Source organism: Shewanella sp. 125m-1 (genome assembly GCF_052977065.1).
On the sequence record NZ_JBRILT010000033.1, the window covers coordinates 15,593 to 34,980 of the forward strand.

16 protein-coding genes and 1 pseudogene are annotated in these 19,388 nt (G+C 45.8%); 6 read left to right on the top strand and 11 right to left on the bottom strand.

Features of this window, described 5'->3' with window-relative positions:
* Positions 1-37 precede the first annotated feature (37 nt).
* Positions 38-1,696 (bottom strand): methyl-accepting chemotaxis protein, encoded by a 1,659-nt coding sequence (locus ACVBIK_RS14300; RefSeq protein WP_447169950.1) that lies wholly within the window; start codon positions 1,694-1,696, stop codon positions 38-40.
* A 301-nt stretch (positions 1,697-1,997) separates the two neighbouring features.
* Positions 1,998-2,531, bottom strand: coding sequence for a molybdopterin adenylyltransferase (mog, locus tag ACVBIK_RS14305; RefSeq protein WP_439268080.1), 534 nt, complete (start codon positions 2,529-2,531; stop codon positions 1,998-2,000).
* Between the two features lie 345 nt (positions 2,532-2,876).
* Here mog and ACVBIK_RS14310 point away from each other — a divergent pair, with 345 nt between their 5' ends.
* Together ACVBIK_RS14310 and ACVBIK_RS14315 are read left to right on the top strand one after the other, a co-directional pair.
* A complete protein-coding gene (locus ACVBIK_RS14310; RefSeq protein WP_447169951.1) occupies positions 2,877-4,202 on the top strand; it encodes a BamA/TamA family outer membrane protein in 1,326 nt (441 codons plus the stop codon).
* A gap of 23 nt (positions 4,203-4,225) precedes the next feature.
* A complete protein-coding gene (locus ACVBIK_RS14315; protein WP_447169952.1) occupies positions 4,226-5,152 on the top strand; it encodes a hypothetical protein in 927 nt (308 codons plus the stop codon).
* A gap of 61 nt (positions 5,153-5,213) precedes the next feature.
* On the opposite strand, the gene ACVBIK_RS14320 is transcribed toward ACVBIK_RS14315, so the two are convergent.
* Positions 5,214-5,684 carry an NlpC/P60 family protein gene (locus ACVBIK_RS14320; protein ID WP_447169953.1) on the bottom strand — a complete coding sequence of 157 codons (471 nt, stop codon included), beginning with the start codon at positions 5,682-5,684 and terminating at the stop codon, positions 5,214-5,216.
* Positions 5,685-5,846: 162 nt separating this feature from the next.
* On the opposite strand from ACVBIK_RS14320, the gene ACVBIK_RS14325 reads away from it, so the two are divergent.
* Entirely contained in the window at positions 5,847-6,008 is a 162-nt protein-coding gene (locus ACVBIK_RS14325; protein ID WP_447162270.1) for a hypothetical protein, read from the top strand.
* A 387-nt stretch (positions 6,009-6,395) separates the two neighbouring features.
* Here the strand turns inward: ACVBIK_RS14325 and ACVBIK_RS14330 are convergent, their stop codons facing one another.
* The 5 genes from ACVBIK_RS14330 to ACVBIK_RS14350 form a co-directional block, all read right to left on the bottom strand.
* Positions 6,396-7,541, bottom strand: a complete 1,146-nt coding sequence (locus tag ACVBIK_RS14330) for an ABC transporter permease (RefSeq protein ID WP_447163132.1) — start codon at positions 7,539-7,541, stop codon at positions 6,396-6,398.
* Positions 7,538-8,461: an ATP-binding cassette domain-containing protein gene (locus ACVBIK_RS14335; protein WP_447169954.1), complete on the bottom strand. Its 924-nt coding sequence runs from the start codon at positions 8,459-8,461 to the stop codon at positions 7,538-7,540. The genes ACVBIK_RS14330 and ACVBIK_RS14335 overlap by 4 nt, the downstream gene beginning before the upstream one ends.
* Positions 8,458-9,408: an HlyD family secretion protein gene (locus ACVBIK_RS14340; RefSeq protein ID WP_447169955.1), complete on the bottom strand. Its 951-nt coding sequence runs from the start codon at positions 9,406-9,408 to the stop codon at positions 8,458-8,460. The genes ACVBIK_RS14335 and ACVBIK_RS14340 overlap by 4 nt, the downstream gene beginning before the upstream one ends.
* Before the next feature lie 228 nt (positions 9,409-9,636).
* A complete protein-coding gene (locus tag ACVBIK_RS14345) occupies positions 9,637-11,481 on the bottom strand; it encodes a phytase (protein WP_447169956.1) in 1,845 nt (614 codons plus the stop codon).
* A gap of 14 nt (positions 11,482-11,495) precedes the next feature.
* Positions 11,496-14,234, bottom strand: coding sequence for a TonB-dependent receptor (locus tag ACVBIK_RS14350; protein ID WP_447169957.1), 2,739 nt, complete (start codon positions 14,232-14,234; stop codon positions 11,496-11,498).
* 350 nt (positions 14,235-14,584) lie between these two features.
* Between ACVBIK_RS14350 and ACVBIK_RS14355 the strand changes: the two genes are divergently transcribed.
* The 3 genes and pseudogenes from ACVBIK_RS14355 to ACVBIK_RS14365 form a co-directional block, all read left to right on the top strand.
* The gene (locus ACVBIK_RS14355; protein WP_447169958.1) at positions 14,585-15,517 is read left to right on the top strand and encodes a GGDEF domain-containing protein; all 933 of its coding nucleotides are present in this window, start codon (positions 14,585-14,587) and stop codon (positions 15,515-15,517) included.
* Entirely contained in the window at positions 15,518-16,555 is a 1,038-nt protein-coding gene (locus ACVBIK_RS14360; RefSeq protein ID WP_447169959.1) for a helix-turn-helix domain-containing protein, read from the top strand.
* 142 nt (positions 16,556-16,697) lie between these two features.
* Positions 16,698-16,811, top strand: a pseudogene (locus ACVBIK_RS14365) (YkgJ family cysteine cluster protein); the annotation flags it as partial.
* Here the strand turns inward: ACVBIK_RS14365 and ACVBIK_RS14370 are convergent.
* The 3 genes from ACVBIK_RS14370 to ACVBIK_RS14380 all read right to left on the bottom strand — a co-directional run bounded on the left by ACVBIK_RS14370 (position 16,772) and on the right by ACVBIK_RS14380 (position 19,387).
* Entirely contained in the window at positions 16,772-17,320 is a 549-nt protein-coding gene (locus ACVBIK_RS14370) for a hypothetical protein (RefSeq protein WP_447169964.1), read from the bottom strand. The pseudogene ACVBIK_RS14365 and the gene ACVBIK_RS14370 overlap by 40 nt on opposite strands.
* Positions 17,321-17,499: 179 nt before the next feature.
* Entirely contained in the window at positions 17,500-18,090 is a 591-nt protein-coding gene (locus ACVBIK_RS14375; RefSeq protein WP_447162274.1) for an OmpA family protein, read from the bottom strand.
* Between the two features lies 1 nt (position 18,091).
* Positions 18,092-19,387, bottom strand: a complete 1,296-nt coding sequence (locus ACVBIK_RS14380) for a TolC family outer membrane protein (RefSeq protein WP_447162275.1) — start codon at positions 19,385-19,387, stop codon at positions 18,092-18,094.
* Between the last annotated feature and the right edge of the window lies 1 nt (position 19,388).

The window sequence follows — 19,388 nt, forward strand, 5'->3', positions numbered from 1 at the left end:
GGCCCCTCAAAAAAGAGAGACCGATACTGGATGACAGTTAGATTTTAAACTCTTGTACCAACACTGACAGGCGTTTAGCCATATGGGCTAAGTTTTCACTCTCCTGAGAGCTAATATTCGTGCCATTGGCAGTTTGCTCTGCCGCGTGGCTGATATTAACGATATTAGTATTTATCTCTTCAGATACCGTACTTTGCTCCTCGGCTGCTGTGGCAATTTGAGTATTCATATCGGTAATGGTCGCAATCGCACTGACGATACTTTGTAGTGCCTCACCCGCACCGCGGGCATGACTTACGCTATCATCGACATATTGACGACTATCGGACATCGCACTCGCTGCAAGCTTAGCACCGCCTTGTAGCTTCTCTATCATGACCTGGATCTCTTCTGTCGACTCTTGAGTACGACTCGCCAAGGTTCTCACTTCATCAGCAACGACCGCAAAGCCTCGCCCTTGCTCACCCGCTCTCGCCGCCTCAATCGCAGCATTGAGCGCTAACAAATTAGTTTGCTCGGCAATGCCTTTAATCACATCCAAAATAGAGCCGATTTGATGGCTATCATGCTCTAAATCTTTCACCACTTGCGATGCGCGCTCGATACCCACAGCTAAGCTCTCAATCGCCTCAACCGTACTATTCACAACGGCTAAGCCCGCCTGAGACTGGCCATCAGTTTGCGCCGCGGCATCAGCAGCATCATTGGCATTTTTAGCCACTTCAACCACGGTTGCCGTCATCTCATTCATGGCCGTTGCTACCATCTCTAGTTCGTCACGCTGAGTTTGTACCGAGTTAGCTGCATCAGCAGTTATCTCCGCCATACCTTGAGAGGATTCAGCGAGCGCTGATGAGGTCTCTGCCACCCCTTGTAAACTCGTTTGGAACTTATCTAGCATTAAGTTAAAAGAGCGAGATAGTTGACCGAGTTCATCTTGGGAAGTGATTTTAATTCGGCGAGTAAGATCCGACTCGGCCTCGATTGACGTAATAGAGAATTTCATATCTTCAATAGAACGCAAAATAGCACGCGAAACAAACAACAGAATGAGCCCTGCAATACCAAAACAACCTAGAGTGAAACCAATTAATTGCAATCGCATATTCGACATAGACGTCAATGCGGCATTTTGTATGTGATTGCGTGCATTTTCTACTGAGTCCGCTAAAGATTTAAAGGTCGTTCTGGCCTTATTCGCAAATGGACTTGCCCCTTTACGGTACTCTTGCCAAGCAACTTGTAATCGCTCTGGTGTGCGCTCAACAGATTGCAATGCCAACATACGTGCACGACCATCTTCAAGAAATGCCTCTGTAGCTTGCTTAGAATTTTGAGCTAATTGACTGAGCTCTTGCCTATCTTCAGTGCTGCTCATTTTGCTTAATGAAGATTCTAGATTTTCAAAATGACGGTAGATATCTTGAATACGGGTTTCAAGCAAATTGTAATTCTTATTGAAATCATCGCCGAGCATAATGCTACGAGATAAGCGAGAGACGTAATTCATGTCGCGATTAATAGACAAGATGAACTCTTGGCTCTTAACTCCAGCTTGATCGTACTCATTAAATCGCTGTTCAACTTCTGCAGTACTGACTACCACATCAGTAAAAATTACAGCACCAGTTAACCCAAAGACCAGCATTACAGCCATCAATTTTCGTTTAATAGTCCACGAAGCGAACACGCCCATCTTCACAACTCCTTATGATTTATCGCGCGCAGGCGAAATTAACTCCAGAGTAATGCAACTAAACTCAACTGACTGACCAAAAAACAGCCAAAGAAGCTAAAAGTTTGTGAAAAGATGTAAAAACCATGATAAGTCATAGCTCTACAAGTACGAATGATTAATAAAGATCTGTGTGATTAGTAGAAGGATGCTATATGCGTGTAGATAGTTGAGAGGGTAATGAGAATGCAGTTGGAATAGTAGGGGCGTGCATCGAAACACGCTCACTTAGCCCTACTTCCAACTAACCTGTGGCCTTGCTTTACTTAGCTTTAGGTCTGAACGGCTTAATAACCGACTCGTCACACTCTAAGAAAGGACCGTCCATTAGGTCGATGCAGTATGGAATCGCTGGGAACACGGCATCCAAACACTCGCGAATCGACTTTGGCTTACCCGGTAAGTTAACAATAAGCGAGTCACCACGTAGGCCTGCTGTTTGACGCGATAAAATGGCTGTTGGTACAAACTTAAGCGACTCGGCGCGCATTAGCTCACCAAAACCAGGCATCATACGATCACACACAGCTTCAGTCGCTTCAGGAGTCACATCGCGCTTAGCAGGTCCTGTGCCACCAGTGGTGACAATAAGGCTACAGTTTTGCTCATCAGCCATCTTAATCAGCGTCGCTGAAATCACATCTTGTTCATCAGGGATCACTTCATAAACAGGTTCCCACTCAGACGTGAGGTATTCGTTAAGAACATCGATAATTGCCTTACCAGAGATATCTTCATAGATCCCCGCACTGGCTCTATCACTTACCGTAACAATACCGATTTTAGCTTTGCTCATTCTCTGTTCCTTCAATCTGATCTTAGATAAACTTGGCTTAGTTTATCGTGAACGTTAGCGTCTCTATAGTCTGGCGTTAAAGTAGCACAAAGTTAACTAATTAAACTCGAAAAATATTGGGTTAAATGCAAAAACTGCGACGTCATGATTTATTGGCTATTCACCCTCCAACACCCCATGTCCGCTCACAATAGCAACACAATGAAAACCATTTACTGCAAACGAGATATGGGTCGCAATCTTTTTGATATTCCGCCCTGAGTAATACTTGTTTTCGATAAATTCTACCGTACTCTTGCGCCTACTCGAATTCAGCTGAATTCACACCATGTCAGGGGACACTATTTGAACACCACACAAGGCTTATTGCGCGCCAGTCTAGCGTTAGCAACTATCCTTCTTTGCAATCTCGCCAATGCCACTCAAACCCAGCTAGATCTACCGACTAAAAATAGCGAACTGCCATTTTTTCACAGTCAGGATGAAGCCGAGCAGCGCAGCCAAGCTTATGAACAAGCCATGGACGACCTCAACCATCAAGCTGATGAGTGCCAAAACGATCTAGCATGCGATGAAATCGACAAAGCACAAACCGATCTTGATTATGCCAAGCGTAGCCATATCGCTAAAAACGGCTTAGCCATGTTCGATGTTTTAGGTGGACCCGCATTCACACCGGAAAACGGCTTAATGCTCGCCCTCGGCGGTCTGTATTCCTTCAAAACTGAGCGAGAACAGAGTGACTTGCAGCGCTCAAGCGTGTCACTTTTTGGTATTGCCAATAAAGGCGATGGCGACCTCGGCTACAGCTTACGCTCAAGACAAAACCTATTTTTTGATAACGATGATATTCGCTACAACGGACTATTTGTATTGGCCAGCCAAAGTGAAAACTTCTGGGGAGTGGGTTATGACGCAGGCAAACAGCAATCAGCATCTGACGATACCCTACTGAATAAAACTTCACTGACCTATCATGCCAACTTAGACTTTAAGAGCGATTACGGCTTTTACTTTGGCCCGGCGCTGCGAGTCAATTACTTCGAGCCAGACCAAAATAGCTTGCCGCCAACAGCAATTGCTGATGACAATTTTCAACAATTCAAAGATAAGCCTTTGTCGGTAGGCTTGGGTTTTTCAATCAATTATGACAGCCGTGATGTCACAGTAAACGCTTGGCAGGGTCAGTACCTGAATGTTGAATATATCAACTACAACTCTGGCTTTGGTAGCGATAACCAATATCAAAAAATCTTACTCGGTCATCGCTATTACCTCACTGTAGCGTTAGGGCGAGTGCTGGCTTTTTACAATGCTTATCAGTGGAGTGAAGGCGATGTGCCTTACTATGATCTGCCATCTCTAGGTGGACAGTCTTCGCTACGTGGCCTCTACCAAGGGCGATACCGCGATAAGTCTGCTATCGAACACACCCTTGAATATCGCCACACCTTCTTGCGTGACAACGGCGAACTGTCAGCGCATGGCGCCACCCTTTGGGCGGGCGTAGGCTCCATTGCAGGAACAGACACCCAGCTGTACGAAAAACTGCTATATAGCTATGGCTTTGGCTACCGCTATGAATTGCAACCTAGGATGAACGTACGTGTCGATCTCGGCTTTAGCGATGATGACAGCGGTTTCTACCTTACCTTTACCGAAGCCTTTTAAATAGATTTCTGAGATTGATAAAAATGAACAAACATCTTGTTATTGTGATGCTACTTAATGCCATCACCTTTAATGTGTGGGCCAACAGCGACACCACAGACATTGAACGCCAGCAGCCCGCGCACTGGAGCCATTTGCCTATCTGGGGCGATAAAGCTCGTGAGTTAGGTTATGAACTGCCCATCCCTGTCGGCTTCAATATCTACTACAACAAGCAGTCAGTTGCTTATGACGCCAAAGACAACTTCAACCTTGGCCTCGCAGGCAGCGGCTGGCTGAACAAGCTCAACGCCAATGTTGTGATCCCCGCTGACGATGTGATTATTACCGGGGAAGACGAAAGCATTCAGCTTAGAGCCGATGCCTGGGTACTGCCATTTCTTAACGTATATGGCCTTGCTGGTTATACCAAGGGGCACAAAAACATTCTGGCGGACTTAAGCAACGCCCAAGGTTTAGGTAATGGCGGCATCGATATGGTGCTACCTATCCCTATCGAATATACGGCTTATAACTTAGGTTTAGGTGCAGTGCTGGCAGGGCAAGCCGAAGTGATTCCGGGTATGCATCCGTTTATCTTTACCGGTGTGGCCGCCTTTACCAACTCTTGGACCACCACCACCGACAGCACGATTCAAACCTATATAGGCTCAGTGCGTATGGGGCAAAGATACGATGTCGGCGGCGATAAGCTCGCCTTCTTAGTCGGTTACAACTACCAGATGATTAACCAAAAAATTGGTGGAAGTTACGACTTCAACGTCCCGTTACTCGGCAGGCCTGGCGGGATTAACATAGATTATGACGTCCACCTAGTCAGCTCTGAAAGTCACAATATGTCGCTCAGTATGGTGTACGATTTTGGCCCTAAGGATGAGTGGAACGTGTTTATTGAATACGGATTTTTAAACTGGGATCAATTACTACTTTCTGTGGGACGTCGCTTCTAAAGCGCTAGATCTAAGCTTCCAAAGTGCTAGCTCATGCTGGTTAGCGCTTTGGAATAATCGATCACGGCCTTCTCGATAACCAATATTTTTGCTTCCAGTAACTGTTATTTAAACTAGAGAGCATCACTCCCTGACTCGTGGACGCATGTAAGAATTGCGAGTCACCTATATAAATCCCCACATGGCGTGTACTCCAGCCCGTTTTGAAAAAAACCAGATCCCCCACACGCAACTGACTCTTACTGACGCTTTTACCGATATCTTTCTGCTTTTCTGTGGTTCTAGGTAGTTGCACGCCAAAGCGGCTCTGATATGTCTGCACCACAAATCCAGAGCAATCTATGCCCTTCTTACTCATACCACCTAAGCGATAAGGCACACCTTTCCATTCTCGATGCATTTGTATTAATTGGTTTTTTATCTGTTTTTCACTCGATAGCTGCTGAGCTTTACCCGAGGAGGCAGATTGAGGAGGAGCACTTGAGCAGGCACTTAATATCGCTGCTAACAATACAATTAATAAGGTTCTCATCTTGATCCAATTATTTAAACAATCATTTGAATAATAACTTAGTCATATAAATATAAAATTAAATTCTAACCAATACCCAATAATTTATTTATTAAAACTTTCAAATTGTTATTTTTAAACTATACATAGAGATACGCGCTAAATAACCCAGAGGATTTGATGATGGAAAAACACTTGTTTAACAAATATGTTCAAAATGAATTTATTCACTCTAAAACCAACGAAAAGGGTTCCGCTCTTGTCGAGGCGATGCTTGTCGAAGAAAGCATTCCTTCAGACGAACAGGAGGATGAAACCTCAAGCTACATTCTTGGCTACAACTGAACATAGCGCCGTGCTGAATGTCATTACCACTCATACTCTGGTGACTCTCGCGGCGACATTCCTTATTCCTGCAAATATCACCTCAAATTTCAATTTTAAAAGCCTCTGTATTAAAAGCTACCTTTCGTATTTAATTGCTATTTTTAGCCTAAAACATAATTAATATTTAAAAACAGCTGTCTCTCACATTAATTACCCCGCCAACTGTAAAACTAACAATAAACTCATTATCGAGACTAACAGTCAAAAATCACGTTCAAAACTAGCTCTTAAAACTAGCCATTAAAATAAGTAATCACGCTTTATTCACACATAGGCGAAAATTAACCGCTAATATGCATAGGTGGTAAATATCCATTCATACACATATTTAGCTTAAAGCTATTATTAGCCTAAATTCTTTTTAAACCTCATCGATGCAATAATCAGCCCTATCACGGTAAAAATCGCCAACCAAGTCACGTCATAAGTCATATCGATAATTTCAACATCTCGCAGTACCACGCCCCGAATAAGTCGCATAAAGTGGGTCGCCGGCAGCGCTTCAGCAATATACTGCGCCGCCACAGGCATGCCCTCATAAGGGAACATAAATCCGGATAAAAGAATCGACGGCAGAAGCACAAAAATGGTCATCTGCATCGATTGCAGCTGACTCTTAGCAATCGTCGAGATGACCAAGCCTAAGGTTAAGCTTGCCATAATAAACAGTAACGTAGCACTCGCTAGCTGTAATAGGCTGCCATTCATTGGCACATTAAAAATACTGTAACCTAGCCCCAGAATAATAATGACCTGCAAGATGCCAATAAACATGTAGGGAATGATTTTACCCAACATCAGCTCTATAGGACGAATCGGTGTGGTAATTAGCATCTCTAAGTTGCCACGTTCACGCTCACGCACAATGGCTGCAGAGGTAAACATAATCATGGTCATCGTTAGAATTACCCCCACCAGTCCAGGTACAATATTCACCGCAGTGCGCTGCTCAGGGTTATAAAACAGCGCGACCTCAAAGGTGGGCGTTGTACGATTGGCCGGCTGCCCAAGCAGTTCGGTTAAGGGCATGGCACGCAAGCCCTTTATTGCCGCAGCAACCATGGTATCGGAGCCATCGACGATCCACTGTGCCACAGGGCGACTGGTTTCCTCATCGCTTGAAGGAGGCGTGCCTAATCCTACCGTTCGGTGACGTACCAAACGTTGGCTAACATCATTGGGGATCATCAATACCGCGCGTACTTCACCGCGTGCGATTGCAGCATGAGCGCTCTTGGCATCATAAAAATGCTGAGTAAACTTCACCACCTGAGTGGCTCTTACGGTTTGAATTAATACACGGCTTAACGCGGTTTGGCTTTGATCAACCACTCCAACAGGGATATCGCGAATATTGGTATTGATGGCGTAACCAAATAGCATCAACTGAATAAGTGGGATCATCACCACCATACCAAAGGTCATTCGGTCGCGTTTGAGCTGAGTCAGCTCTTTCATCACAATCGCCTGTAACCGATACAGGGTCTTCATTGGCGCCCCTGCCCCGTACAGGTAACAAATACATCTTCAAGACTAGGCCTGACAATATTCACAGCACTTAAAGAAAGTGAGCTCTGCTCAGACAATAAACCGATAGGGTCACTGCAGCTATCTTTAACTAAGACTCTTAATCTAGAGCCTAATTGCGCGGCGCTTATCACCTCTGGAAGCGCCATTAGCACTTGCTTTAACTGTCTCAAGTCGCTCGACTCAACCTCTACTACCTGTGCGCCCATATTGTGCATCAGCTCGTCGGGCGAGCCATCCGCGCGTTTCACGCCCGCTTCTAAGATCGCGAGCTTATGACAGCGCTCAGCTTCGTCCATATAGTGAGTCGACACCAAAATAGTAGTGCCCTGTTCACACAGATCGAACAGCTTCTCCCAAAAATCACGCCGATTCTCAGGATCGACTGCTGAGGTCGGCTCATCGAGGAACAGTAACTCCGGTTTATGCATGGTTGCAGCGGCTAAACCCAACCGCTGCTTTTGCCCGCCGCTCATGCTGCCAGCAAGTTGATCGACTTTTTCATTTAAGCCATAGGTATGCAGCAACTCTTGAATACGTTCGGTTTGCTCACGACGGGATAGGCCGTATATTTTGGCAATAAATTTCAGATTTTCTTTAACAGTTAGATCATCGTATAGAGAAAATTTCTGGGTCATATAGCCGATTTTTAACCGTAATTTTTCAGCATCTTGAGGCAACTTCAGCCCTAGCACTTCAATCTCACCGGAGGTCGGTAATAACAAGCCCGTTAACATGCGAATAGCCGTGGTCTTACCGCAACCATTGGGGCCTAGAAAGCCGTAGATCTGGCCTTTTTCAACCTCAAAATCAAGATTTTTAATCGCCTTTAAACTACCAAAGTCACGGCACAGCTGAGTCGTTTTGATGACCGACATGCTCATGGCATCTCGACCTGAGCAGGAACACCACTGGGTAATAAGGCCGAGCTATCAGGAAGTTGTACCTCTGCAAGGTACATCAGCCGCGAGCGCTCTTCTTGGTTAAGCGCGTAATAAGGTGTAAATGCTGGCTCATTTGAAACCCACCTTACATGCCCCATAATCGGTTCATCAATGCCATCAACATAAACCAGTAGATTATCGTCAACTTTAATTTTTACTCGATATGGCTCAGGGATATACACTCGCGCAAAAGGCGCTTTACCTGCCAATAGAATCGCTAATGGGCTACCTTGAGTGACCCGTTCACCTAAGTTCCACGGTAAGTTATCCAAAATACCATCGCGGGTGGCTCTAATTGTTAGATCGGCCAAACGCTTTTTCTCCCCGGCCAACATCGCTTTAGCCGCATCGAGGTTAGCTTTAGCAAATCGAATGTCCTCCTCTCTAGTGCCGGAGGTTAATTCTCGTAACTGCTCTTGAGCGTTTTCTAGATTAGCGATACCTGAATCACGGCTAGCAAGAGCACGATCAAGGTTTGCCTTGCTGGCGAGGTTATTCTTCACCATGGTTTGCATCCGGCGGTAATTGGCTTCACTTTCTAATAGCGTTGCCTTAGCGCCAGCGACATTAGCGCTCGCTGCTGCTATCTCCTCCTCACGGGCACCTTTAAGTAGCTTATCGTAGTTAGCAATCGCTTGATCGACATCAGCCTGCGCTTTTAACACCTGTGATTTTTGAAAGGTATCATCCAGTTGGACTAACACTTCACCTTTGCGCACCGCGCTCCCTTGTGCGACGGGCAACCCAACAACAACCTCGTTGATAGTGGCGGTATGGGCGATGCGTTCGCGCTCTAAACTACCTAGCGCGACATGTTTTTCACTACTGTCACAAGCCGAGAGTGAACCGAGTATTAAGATAAAAAAGAGTACGCGCACATTAACCATCCTTATTACATTGCACTTGCTAAAGCTCAAATTTTTAACATATTAACGTTATGCCTCAAAGTACAAGTCTGCAAGTAAAATCCACAACGTAGCGGCCAGTATTAGTCAGTTAATGATCGAGGGTGTTAACTCTTAGTGGGGTTATATTAGGAAGGAAAACACTAAGCCTCGCTTAGACTCAGTGTTTTCGTTTCGATGGGATATACAATTTCAGCTCATTTGGCTTTATCACTCGTCCTTGTTTAACTGCAATGTGTGGCTAATTTCGCTCCAAGGTACCCATTTAAAGTTTTGATTCTGATCCGGCATGCGATTACGGCCATCTTGCACCACCATCATCCCTTGCGACCATGCCCCTTTACCAACCGCACTAGAGGTGACATCAAGTCCGTCGGTCTCTGCGCTACCGTCATGGCCTAAGCTGGCATTAATCCCAATTCTAAAGCGGTCAACGTAGGCATAAGGTGCGGTGCTGTTGTACAACAAATAGCTGTCATTACCTTGGCTAGATACCACTAAATAACCCGTCTCGCCGTCAGCTTGATAAAGCGATATCCCCTCGATATCGGCCACCAGCAGGCCGCCTGTTTTGATGATCATCTGACCATTTAAATGTACAGAATCATCATCAAGGTTAAATGCCCATATGCCGGCACTCTCTTCACCTAAGAACAGTTGTTTATTGGCATCATCAACAACACAACCTTCTGGTTGGCTTGGCACCCTAAATTGCCTAACCTCTGTCGCCTTAAGGTGATTATCTTGCCATTTGAGTTCCATTTGGCTCACCATTCCCGACTTCTCATTGGCAAAGACATACAGCTCATCCTTACTCGGTTGATACATACAAAGGCCGTAGATATCAGTCAACGCGGTTGTTTGTTCAGGGAGTTGAGTTAATGAACCTTGGGCATCAATACTAAAGATACTTAAGCTATTACGGTCACGATTGCTGGCGACGGCAATGTCGCGATATTCGCCGCCCAATAATACCTGCTGCCTTATATCAACATTGTTTACCCGTCCGGCACCAATGGCTTGCAGCTGTTCACCTTGCATCGAAAAGCTCAATAAACCCCAACGCTTATTGGTGCCGAGTACACGGCTTTTTTCCGGCATGGTGGGGTGGACCCATATAGCAGGGTCATCCATGGTATCGCCCGAACGATCAGAAATATCACTCTCAACAGCAGTGGGAACCTCTTTTATCAGCGCTGCGGTGCTAGACTGGATAGTGTTTTTTGACTGCCATTGCGCTTGATAGAATTGATCGTTGTCGTCCGAATAGGCCCAAAGCTGCGTATCTGCCACATACATGCTTTCAAGTGCTTGCCGCTCTTTGAAAGGCGCAGCAATTTTACCTCCCTCGCCATCAAAAATCCGCCCACTTTCATCCATCAAAATGATCTGGCCCGCTTTAACGGCTAACCCCGAGAACTCATTATCGGGCATTGAGAGCACAAGCTCTGACTCTTCTGCCATATGGGGGGCAGCGGGGTAACGCCATAAACCTTGATGATTTTCGAGAACATACAATTGCTCATTATCATCGACAGCGCATTTTAAAGCGCCCATTGATACCGCTAAACTGCGGACTAATTGTGGCTGCCACACCCCATTTGAAGACAGTAACCACTGTTCACTATGGCCTGCATCATCGCCTATCCAACCATAAAGATTGTTATCTGCTTGGCGTGGTTGCAGACAAAGCCACTCAACTTGAAATGCACGTTTTGGTAGTAGTGACAAACGTTGGGTATTGTTCATGCTCAACTTAATCCCCTGCACTTGGTCAACTTGAGTATCGTAAGTCAGTGCGGTATCGCCATGCACGGCTAAATATTCAAATTGGCCTGGAACAATAACGTTTAATTGCTGTTTATCTGCCAATACGAGTCCTAAATGTTCACTGGAAAACAGCGCTCGCTGTTCCCATATTGCCATTTCGCTCGCCGCGACAGGGCCTTGCAAAATCGTTCTGCTCTGCCGCGGTTCTGGATTATCTTTTGCTGCTAGCTGACAACTAAAAAGCGCTGTTATGGCTAACGCTATTATATTTTTGTTATTAATCATGTGAGCCTCTGAGCTTAGTAGTTGATGAACTGAATACCGAGTTGGAATGTACGGCCATACTCTTCGTATTGGGCGTTATAACGGCTCTGTCCGGTATAAGCGTAATAAGGTTCATTGGAGATGTTTATCGCTTTAAAATAAACGGTAATGTCTTCGGTGATAAAGCTTTTAGCGACAAAGTCCCATTGAGTATGTGCCTCTTGATAAATATCAAAGGCGGCATCGTCTAGCTCGGTCACTTCAAGCAGATATTCTGACTTATAAGCGGCTGACAGACGGAAACTAACATAGGGGTTTTCATAACCAAAAGAGGCATTGGCGGCAAGCTCTGACTGACTTGGAAGTGGAATATCACGCCCTTGTACGCCATCATCTTGCCAACTGATATGCGCGGTTGAATCACTTAGCGTTAGGTTGCTGGTAAAGATAAGACCACGCCAGCCCTCTGGCATAAAACCAAATTCCTGCACATAGGCTAACTCAAGCCCTAAAATATCGGCATCATCACCGTTGACATAGGTATCGGCTTTATCAAAGTCTTGGTATTTACCGTACCCCCCTAAATCGGCTTCGTAGATAAAGTGGGTAATGTCTTTGTAAAAGCCACTGGCAGAGATAACACCAAGGCCGCCCATATAGTGCTCTATACTGATATCCCAATTCATCGCTTCTAACGCTTCTAAATCTGGATTACCAAAACTGGCTTCCAACTCGTCATCGTCTTGTTCAATTAAAAAGCCCGGCGCGAGTTGGCCAAATGTGGGACGTACTATGGTGTTTGTCCATGATGCGCGCACCACCGTTTTATCACTCCACTTATAATTTAAGTGCAATCCTGGAAGCCAGTGTTGATAGTCGCGGTCGGTATTAATGTCAAAGAAGTCATCTTTACTTTCATCAAAGCCTGAGCCTTGTGACTGCATTGCAGTGTGCTCAAAACGCACTCCTGCCAGCACCCGCAAGCTATCAATATCAATGTGCCCCATAAAATAGGCCGCGGTAATATCTTCATCGATATCAAAATCATTGATCCGCGATTCAATCTCATCTTTGGCAGCAGTGCTGTCCATACGATTGACCAAATCCCAAACCGGTTCCGCGGCAATAGATGGGCCGAATCGACCGAGGTTATAATTAGGTTCTGCTGCAGAAAATTGACTTAATAATAGCTGTTCATCGCTTATGCCCTGTTCATCAAAGTCCTTAAAGATCCATATATTCTCACGGTTTTCTTTAGCACGAGCACTGTACTTAGCCCCAAACTTTAGCTCTACGGGCTTGTCTGCCACCAGCCATGTTTTACTTAAATCAAACTTGATTGATATCATGGTATCAACAGTGTTCGACTCGGCAATTTCAACTTTATCGAGTTGGTATTCCTCCGCACTATAAAATGCATCTGCAGCTGAAATTTTTGGCACTGTTGCATCCTCATATGCAACATCATCAAACTCGCCCGCAAAGTCGGCGCCACCGATATAGCGCGGCTTATCCGCTTCAGCGCGGCTCCAACTGGTTTGGTAGTTCAGCGTCCATGTGTCGAACCGAGACTCACCGCCAAGCACGATGGAGATTATTGATTGGTCTTCTTCACGTGATTTTAACGAACGAGTAGCTTCGGCAGGAGCAGGGCTATCAGGCAAGACTCCATCGTCCCATTTGATTTCATTGGCATTACGGGTTTCGGTATCGACAAAGCTGCTATACAGCGTTCGAATAAACAGGTCATTGTCATCATTGGGTCTAAAGTCTAGGTTAGCGCCAAGTCCAACACGTTCGCGATTAATCTGATAGTCTCGTTGTTCAACTTCTTCTAGCACTGCAGGGTCATCAAAGCTCCATTTACCACCGGTTTCAACATTGTCAGAACCAAAGTCGCGGTTATACCAACTCGCGGCAATGGCTACGCCGATATCATCTTCAAAAATATCGCTATAACTGCCCGCGAGTTTTGGATTAACACTCTCAGTCATCTGGTCATAACTGCCCTCTGCGCTGACATTGAAGTAGGTATCATCACGGTCAAACGCAGATAAGCTTTTAACTTCGATGGCACCACCGAGTGAGTCGGCGTCCATGTCAGGCGCTAGGGTTTTTGTTACCTCAACCGATTGCAACAAGTCAGATGGCACCACATCCAGCGCCACAGCGCGGCGGTCACTGTCTGGTGATGGTAAGCGCGTGCCATTCATCGATACAGCGTTATAGTCCGGCGCCATTCCGCGGATGCGTACAAAACGGCCTTCCCCCTGATCTCGTTCGATAGATACGCCAGGAACACGCTGTAATGCTTCGCTAATATTGGTGTCAGGGAAGTTTCCTAAGGCATCGGCGCTCAACACACTCACAAGGTTATCTGCTGCACGCTGACGGTTTAACGACTTACTTAGTGATCCTCGCTGGCCGACAACCTGAATATGCTCCACGCCCTGGCCTTTAAGCTCTATTTGCTTATTGATCAGGCTGACTTCACCCACTTGGATCTGCGACCGGTAAGTGGTTCCTCCCAAATACTCCACCACTAAAGTGTATTGTCCCTTGGGTACCTCTTGGAAAAAAAAGCGGCCATCACGACTCGACTCCTGCTGCAGGTTTAGCTCTTCAATACTGATAAGCGCTCCCTCTAATGGCATTTTTGTCGCTTCATCTGTAATCGCACCTTCAACTTTTCCAGCCCATGAGGTTGATGGAAAAACTAAGCTGGCGGCAAAAAGTGCCAGGTAGAGCGGTGATAGCGAACCGAGCTGCTTCATGGGGTTAAATTCCTATTTTAGTTTGCGTTATATGGCTGATTTGCAGGCAAAGCTAAAATAGATAGATGACAGTAACGTGACGTTGATATTTGAACCGGGCAAAAAGAGCGGCATTTTAAACGACTTTACCGGCAACTGAGCTTATTTGACTGCCAATAACAGTCGCGAACCTCAAGAAGGAAGCAAGTAACAAAGCGAGAGCCTTGCAACTAAAGCGCTGTATTTAAAATAAATATACTCAAACCAGTACATCTTCATTTGCCTAGGAATTATCGCTACATTAAAAAAGTTCCCTCCATGAAGAACATCCATTGAGCCCATTTGACTCCTTAAAGGATCATAAAGTCGTCATGAAAGAGCAGTACGTTAGACACAATACTCAGTTCACGAACAAACACAGCATGCATAAATTTGTTACCTCAAAGTTTACTTTAGGCATCACTTTGCTTAGCGGCATATTACTCGGCCTCTGCCTGTTACAGGCCGATACCAAAGTTAGCGGTAGCATCGATTGGCTTGATGTCGCGACAGAGGGGGCTTTGCTGCTGCTGGGATTAAGTTGGCTTGCACTCGTGTTGCAAGCTCGTCCGGGAGGCAAAGTCACTCAACTGCTAATCCTCGGTTTACTGGGTTATAGCTTGGGCTGCTACATGGATCTGCTCGATGAGTTTTTTATTAACCACAGTCTGCCCTCTTGGTTCGCCTTTCTTGAAAAGCTGCCTACGCCCATCGGCTTGCTTACTCTAACAGGTGGCCTATGGTTGTGGCGCGAGGAGCAGATCACCATTAATGAACAGCTGCGCACTCGAGAACAGTTTTTCCGCCAGCACAGACTCGTTGATAGAGTGACAAAGATTTATGATGCCCGGGCAATACGCCACCAAATAGCGCTCAATCGCAGTAATCCAATAAGCTTGATCATGATTGATATCGACCATTTTTCTGAGATAAACCAACGTGACGGCTTCCATCAAGGGGATAAGTTACTCGCCAATATCGCGCAAATGCTCACTTGCCAACTGCGCTCACAAGATCTTGTGTGCCGATTTGCTGGCGACCGGTTCATTATTTTACTACCACATTGTTCTACATCCTTCTCACAAGCCATGACAGCAGAGCTACAACTTGCCATCGCTCGCTTTGGCTGCCAAGCCAGCAGTGCCTATGTTCACTATGATCCATATACAGAGTCAGCCCCAGCCGATGCCGAGAACTTGATAAGCCAGATAAATAAAGAGATGCAGCGCGTCAAACAAGCAAGACCTTGGTCTAAGGCGGTCTAGATGCAATCCATTGCTTATGCGCAAGACAAATGTATTGATAGCCAACTGCTTATCGCCAGTATTGTGGCAATGTTTGAGCATAGACAACTCGATGTAGAGCGCTTATTGAAAGGAACGGGGGTTTTCAGGCAAGATTTGCAACTCACCAATCACAAAATTAGCCCTTTGCAGCTCATGGCGTTAATCGACAATGCATTGGGGCTATGGTGTGGTGATGATTTAGCCTTTTTACTCGGCCAGCAATGGTTACCAGTGCAAAGCGGTTCACTCACCAATGGTCTTTTTTGCTGCAGTGACCTAGCGCAAATGCAGAACTTTTGGCAGCAATACCATTGGGCCAGTCAACCATGGCTGCAAGGGTGGCATTGGCGCACTGAAAACTTACAACACCTGCTACTGCAATTAGATATTGGTGCTCAGCGCCAGCAGCGCTTTTTTATTGAATTGACGCTTTCAAGTTTAGTATCAACCTATAAAAAGCTAAGCCATAACACCTGGCAGGGCCACTTTTCACTGCCTTATGCAGCGCCTAAATTATTAGATCAATACTCCAAATATTTGGGCGAAGACTTGTCATTTAATCAACCTATCTGCGTGATCAGCTACGACCCAGACATACATCAGCATTCATTTGAGCTGGCGAATTCACAAGGGCTAAAACTCGCCCGCCAACAAGTTAAACAGCAGAGGCAAGCTGCCCATTATCAAATAGGACTTCCCGCTGCCATCCGTTTATTGCTCATAAGGCGAAAGACACGATCATATACACTGCCACTGATAGCAGAGCATTTAAGCCTCAGTCCTGCAACATTAAAACGCCGACTCAAGGCTTACGGTATCAGCTTTCAGCAGCTACAAGATCAGGCCAATATGCAACAAGCTATCTTCCTACTCGCGATTTCTGGTGAGAGTAATTTATCCGTTGCCAAGCAACTGCAGTTTGCCGACAACAATAACTTTAGGCGCTCATTTAAACGCTGGACTGGGCAACTCCCCAGCCAATTTAAATATTGGCTAAGCCAAGTTAGCCAGCCTTAACACATAGTCGCGATCACCTAAACCATTAAGACTTAATGCCGCACTTATTAGAAGGCCACTATGACACGCTGAAAACTTAACCTTTTAGTGACTTAGGTATAAAACTATAATGAGGAAGAAATGCACAACAGATTAGCGATGAATGAAAAGTAATAACCTAGAGATAGTCACCCGTCTGCGAGAACGTATTCCAACGTTCGAATGTGTGCCAGGTTGTCACGATTGTTGTGGACCGGTAACGACGTCCTCGGCAGAACGAATATCTTCGACTCGCGAGCCTGCAAGCAGTTCTCGCAGATGCTCCTGTGCATTCTCAAGATTGGCATTACCTAAATCCCGATTTGCCAGTGCGCGGTCAAGGTTGGATTGACTGGCTAAGTTATCTTTTGCCATGCTAGCAATTCGGCGGTAATTGGCTTCACTCTCTTGCTGCGTTGCTTGCGCGCCAGACACATTCGCTCTAGCGGCTGCAATCTCCTCCTCACGGGCACCTTTAAGTAGCTTCTGATAATTTGCATTGGCTTGTGCCACATCGGCAAGCGCCTTAGAGACCTGAGCTTTTTGTAATGTATCATCTAGCTGCACCAGCACAGCCCCTTTACTCACCATGCTGCCTTGCGCCACCGGAAGTGCCACGACCACTTCATTGGCTGTCGCCGTTAGGGCGATACGTTGCCGCTCAAGGCTGCCAAGCGCTACATTTTTGGCGCCGTTGTCACACGCCGTCAGCGTCAACAGCAAAGAAATCATCATCAGTATGCGCACAATTACCATCCTTAAGAATCTGCACCAAACTTAATACTTACCCATCCAAGATACGCGGAATTGATGACTAATCAAGTCATGTTAGTTGTGATTATTTAACTCTTTTTTATGCGGCTGTAGATAAGCAAAAAAGAGCACCTAAGTGCTCTTTTTTGCCGTTATCGATGCCGGATTGAGTTTCACTTTGCGCGCTCAGATGTATAGATATTCCACATCTGAGCAGTCCCCGACTCTTGCCATGTCGCCACAGCAACGAGTCGATGCTCTCGCCCAGCAACAGTTTGAGGTATGTGGTTTTGCTTAAAATAGACCTCTTCTTTTATCGCACTGGCCGGAAAACCTTGCTCAATCGCAAGTTGGGTAATGTAATCCACTCGTCGTTTCGCCAGTGCGTGGTTATATTCTTCACTGCCTTCAACACTGGTATCACCGACTAAATAGAGCGATGGTGACTGCTTTTGAGCCAAACGAGCAATAATACCGCGCCATTTATTCGCCTGCGCACGGCTTAACGTGTCTTTATCAAAGCCAAACATAATGACTCTAACGTCTTCTTTTTCCGTCATAGTCGGGCTCGGGCAGCCTTCATTATTGATGACCGAACCTTTATCTGTAGCGGCACATTTATCACGAGCGTTGATTACGCCGTCTAAATCACTATCGAGCAGATCTCGGGTTTGCGGCTCAACATTAAAGGGCGCAGCGGTATCAGCGCAACCTTGAACTAAGAGTAAGCTCACTAACAATAATTGGGTCAGTAAAGTGCGCATATTACTTATCCTCCGTCCAAGCTTCTGGCGTGTCGACACGGAATGACTCCATTAAATAGCCTGTGGCATTAATAAGGCGATATGCGGCGATGTTGTAGTTGTAGTGCGCGGTAATGTAATGCTTACGCGCTAAAAAGACTTCTATTTGAGCATCTAACACATCAAGCAGTGAGCGGCGACCCAGCTCAAACTGCTTGGTATAACCCCGCTCAGCCTTTACCGATTGGTCGACATTTTCACGATAAAATCCCCGTTGTTGACCAATAAAATCGTACGCGTTCCATGCAAGACGAGTCCCCTCTTCGACCTGCTTTTGGGTATTCTTACGGATAGCCAAAGATTGTTGATAACGCCATGACGCGGCTTCAGTTCGGTCGGTAGTCGCCCCCCCGCTAAACAGGTCATAACTGAGCATCAGCATGGCCCTAGCATCTTCATCTGGACCTTCAATACCACCAATATTATCGTTTTTGTTTGCTTGCAACTCTAAGGATAATGTAGGCCAAAAGTCACTTTTCTCGCGCTCATACTGAGCATTAGCCGCTTGCGTGTCTAGCGTTGCAGCATCGATTTCAGGATGATTTTCTATCGCTAACCGAATCGCATCTGGCAAGCTAGTAGGCACAAAGTCAAAATCGGGTTGCGGGTCGTGCAGATCTTTAGGCATTTGGCCAACTAAATCATAGTAACGTGCCTGCTTATCCATTTGATTATTACGTGCAGAAAGATAACCCGATTGACTGGTGGCTAAACGCGATCGCACTTGCGCAACATCAGAGTCACTACTGAGCCCCTTATCTTTGCGTGATTCGATGTTTTTTAGTATTTTTTGGTGATCGGTAATATTGCGCTCTGTCAGTTCGACAATTTTGTTCGCCATCAATAGCTCAAGGTAAACCCGACTAACCTCTAGGCTCAAATTTTCCGCATCAGAAAGCAACCCTAGACGCTCGGCTTCTTTCTCAAAATTGAGCCTGTCGATCTCCGATGTAGTACGAAAACCATCAAAAATGAGTTGTGATACACGCAGCCCAATTTCAGTTCGATCCAGTTCGGTATCGATACGTTGGCCACTGTTGTAACGCACGTTTTCATAACCTACGCCACCGTATAACTTCACTTGCGGTAAGTACTCTCCTACTGCGGCACGCTTATACCTTATCGCAGCTTCAAAGCTGGCATATTTTTCTAGAATCGTCGGGTGGTGATTGATCGCCTCAGCCACGGATTCCTCAAGCGTCAGCGCATTTACCTGGGCTGATAATGTTAGTATTGGTATGAGTATCAGTCGTCGCATC

Excerpts from the sequence above, each read along its gene's own strand:
- mog (WP_439268080.1), bottom strand. The coding sequence starts at position 2,531 with ATGAGCAAAGCTAAAATCGGTATTGTTACGGTAAGTGATAGAGCCAGT.
- ACVBIK_RS14330 (WP_447163132.1), bottom strand. The coding sequence starts at position 7,541 with ATGAAGACCCTGTATCGGTTACAGGCGATTGTGATGAAAGAGCTGACT.
- ACVBIK_RS14320 (WP_447169953.1), bottom strand. The coding sequence starts at position 5,684 with ATGAGAACCTTATTAATTGTATTGTTAGCAGCGATATTAAGTGCCTGC.
- ACVBIK_RS14325 (WP_447162270.1), top strand. The coding sequence starts at position 5,847 with ATGGAAAAACACTTGTTTAACAAATATGTTCAAAATGAATTTATTCAC.
- ACVBIK_RS14300 (WP_447169950.1), bottom strand. The coding sequence starts at position 1,696 with ATGGGCGTGTTCGCTTCGTGGACTATTAAACGAAAATTGATGGCTGTA.
- ACVBIK_RS14355 (WP_447169958.1), top strand. The coding sequence starts at position 14,585 with ATGAAAGAGCAGTACGTTAGACACAATACTCAGTTCACGAACAAACAC.
- ACVBIK_RS14345 (WP_447169956.1), bottom strand. The coding sequence starts at position 11,481 with ATGATTAATAACAAAAATATAATAGCGTTAGCCATAACAGCGCTTTTT.
- ACVBIK_RS14375 (WP_447162274.1), bottom strand. The coding sequence starts at position 18,090 with ATGCGCACTTTACTGACCCAATTATTGTTAGTGAGCTTACTCTTAGTT.
- ACVBIK_RS14340 (WP_447169955.1), bottom strand. The coding sequence starts at position 9,408 with ATGGTTAATGTGCGCGTACTCTTTTTTATCTTAATACTCGGTTCACTC.
- ACVBIK_RS14315 (WP_447169952.1), top strand. The coding sequence starts at position 4,226 with ATGAACAAACATCTTGTTATTGTGATGCTACTTAATGCCATCACCTTT.
- ACVBIK_RS14380 (WP_447162275.1), bottom strand. The coding sequence starts at position 19,387 with ATGCGACGACTGATACTCATACCAATACTAACATTATCAGCCCAGGTA.
- ACVBIK_RS14335 (WP_447169954.1), bottom strand. The coding sequence starts at position 8,461 with ATGAGCATGTCGGTCATCAAAACGACTCAGCTGTGCCGTGACTTTGGT.
- ACVBIK_RS14350 (WP_447169957.1), bottom strand. The coding sequence starts at position 14,234 with ATGAAGCAGCTCGGTTCGCTATCACCGCTCTACCTGGCACTTTTTGCC.
- ACVBIK_RS14360 (WP_447169959.1), top strand. The coding sequence starts at position 15,518 with ATGCAATCCATTGCTTATGCGCAAGACAAATGTATTGATAGCCAACTG.